Annotated in this window: 2 protein-coding genes and 4 tRNA genes; 2 read left to right on the top strand and 4 right to left on the bottom strand. The window is 46.5% G+C overall.

Annotation, left to right across the window (positions count from 1 at the left end; genetic code table 11):
- The first annotated feature begins 297 nt into the window (after nt 1–297).
- The gene (locus Q384_RS10860; RefSeq protein WP_037588070.1) at nt 298–513 is read left to right on the top strand and encodes a DUF4224 domain-containing protein; all 216 of its coding nucleotides are present in this window, start codon (nt 298–300) and stop codon (nt 511–513) included.
- Between the two features lie 81 nt (nt 514–594).
- Nucleotides 595–1,563: a tyrosine-type recombinase/integrase gene (locus Q384_RS10855; protein ID WP_245608549.1), complete on the top strand. Its 969-nt coding sequence runs from the start codon at nt 595–597 to the stop codon at nt 1,561–1,563.
- Between the two features lie 151 nt (nt 1,564–1,714).
- On the opposite strand, the gene Q384_RS10850 is transcribed toward Q384_RS10855, so the two are convergent.
- From Q384_RS10850 to Q384_RS10840, 4 genes are all read right to left on the bottom strand, one after another.
- Nucleotides 1,715–1,804, bottom strand: a tRNA-Leu gene (locus Q384_RS10850).
- Nucleotides 1,805–1,828: 24 nt separating this feature from the next.
- Nucleotides 1,829–1,903, bottom strand: a tRNA-Cys gene (locus Q384_RS13490).
- A gap of 56 nt (nt 1,904–1,959) precedes the next feature.
- Nucleotides 1,960–2,033 (bottom strand) — tRNA-Cys (locus Q384_RS10845).
- Between the two features lie 37 nt (nt 2,034–2,070).
- Nucleotides 2,071–2,146, bottom strand: a tRNA-Gly gene (locus tag Q384_RS10840).
- Nucleotides 2,147–2,148 lie beyond the last annotated feature (2 nt).

Here is a 2,148-nt window from a genome sequence, read left to right as displayed (position 1 = left end):
TAGAGAGCAAAATATCTATAAAATCTTGCTTAAATGGTTTAGAACCGAGAAAATTTAGTTGTCTTGTTTTTACCTTGTTTGGTTGTCTTGTCCCTCTGTTAATTATACACCATATGATTTTATTAAGAATTTTTTTGAACATGGGTTCTTACCTCGAGTGCGCTTGCGTACCCGAATGGCGATACAAAAAAACAAATGGCAAACCACCACCGAAACATTGGCGGAATTAGATGCGTTTTTGAACGCACCTTTGCCTGATTATGTTGATGATGACTCTTTATTGTGTTGGTTTTAATCATGAGCGAATTTTTAAGCCGCGAAGACGTGGTGATACTGACGGGTAGAAAACGCGCCACCGCGCAAATCACTGCTCTGCGTAGTATGGGCGTACCGTATTTAGTGAATGCCGCAGGAAATCCGGTTGTGCCTGTGGCTGTGATTACGGGCATTTTCAGGCAGCCTGAAAAAATCAGTCACTCAGGTTGGCAGTCTGCCAAAGTTCAACATGGCTAAAACCCCGATATTGCCAATGCGTATGCGTCAAAAGCAAAGCAGCAGCGGTAAAACTTATTTTTATTCAAACCGCGCAAGTGGTTGCCACTGGGTGCAAATTATTTAGAAGCCCTGCGCCGCTATGCCGATTATGAGCGGCAATACAGCGCGGATGTGGCGGCAAAAATTCATGAAGCGACTACTTTTGAACATGTAGCGAAACGGTATCTGAAAGAGGTATTGCCAAAAAAAGCCCCACGCACTCAGCGCGACAATCTAAACGAGTTGAAAAAGCTGTTTGAATTTTTTAATGCGCCGGCACCTGCGCCCTTAAACGAAATACGTCCTTTGCATATTCGTCAGTATCTGGACTGGCGCGCCAAAGACGGTGGCGTGGTACGTGCCAATCGTGAGGTGTCTTTGTTCAGTCATATTTTCAATTACGCCCGCGAGTGGGGCTATACCGATAGAGAAAATCCCTGCCGTGGGGTGAAGAAAAACAAAGAAACAGGTCGCGATGTGTATGTTTCAGACAAAGTGTTTTGGGCAGTCTATGGCAAAGCTGAACGCCATATTCAGTTTGTGATGTTGGTGGCGTATTTAATCGGGCAACGGGTTGCGGATTGTTTGAAAATCAAAGTGTCCGATATACACGATGATGAGTTGTGGATTGTCCAGAACAAAGTGAATGCCAAGGTGCGGATTAAGATTGAAGGTCTATTGGCAGAGGTACTGGCGCAATTACTTGTTGAGCGCGGTACGGTGATACATGATTACCTATTTATCAATCTAGGCCGCGTACGTCATGCAGGTCAGCCCTTATCCTATGAAATGCTACGCGGCGGCATGGACAGGGCGCGAGCAGCGGCGAGGATAGACAAGCAACAATTCCAATTCCGCGACCTGCGTGCCAAGGCAGCCACCGACAAAGATGAACAATTGGGCATCGAAGCCGCCCGTACCTTGCTAGGACACAGCAATCAGATGATGACGGCGGATTATATCCGAAACCGCAAGGGTAAATTGGTTGCGCCGACGGTGGTAAAAATCAAAGTGTCAAACGCAATTTAATTGCGCAACATATTTGATTTTCTTAACTTCAAAAAACCGTATTACTTTGCGATGTAGAACAACAGCCGAAATGTAGAACAAACCGACTTACTCAAGATGTAAAAAATCCGACTTTAAGCAGTCGGATTTTCATTTTAAATCAAAGGGTGTTTGGTGCCCGGAGCCGGAATCGAACCGGCACGCCCGTTTTAGAGGCGACGGATTTTAAGTCCGTTGTGTCTACCTATTTCACCATCCGGGCAATATATAAATATTGCAATCTATCTGGAGGCGGGGGCGCGGATTTAAACCGGCCTGCGCGGTTTTGCACACCACGGCATAGTCACTCTGCCACCCCGCCATGGCTTTTTAAAAGTACTTCACTACACAGCAAACAACTGCCATAACAGTGATAAATGGAGGCGGGAGTCGGAATCGAACCGGCGTCCACGGCTTTGCAGGCCGCTGCATAACCACTCTGCCATCCCGCCAAAAGGGTCTATACAACAAGAATACAATCAAAAATCATGGAGCGGGAAACGAGTCTCGAACTCGCGACCTCAACCTTGGCAAGGTTGCGCTCTACCAACTGAGCTATTCCCGCAT

Origin of the sequence: Stenoxybacter acetivorans DSM 19021, from assembly GCF_000745895.1 — a bacterium.
In the GTDB taxonomy this organism is placed as follows: Bacteria; Pseudomonadota; Gammaproteobacteria; order Burkholderiales; family Neisseriaceae; genus Stenoxybacter; species Stenoxybacter acetivorans.
The sequence above is the reverse complement of the archived record's forward strand: the minus strand, read 5'-3'. Positions and strand labels throughout refer to the sequence as shown.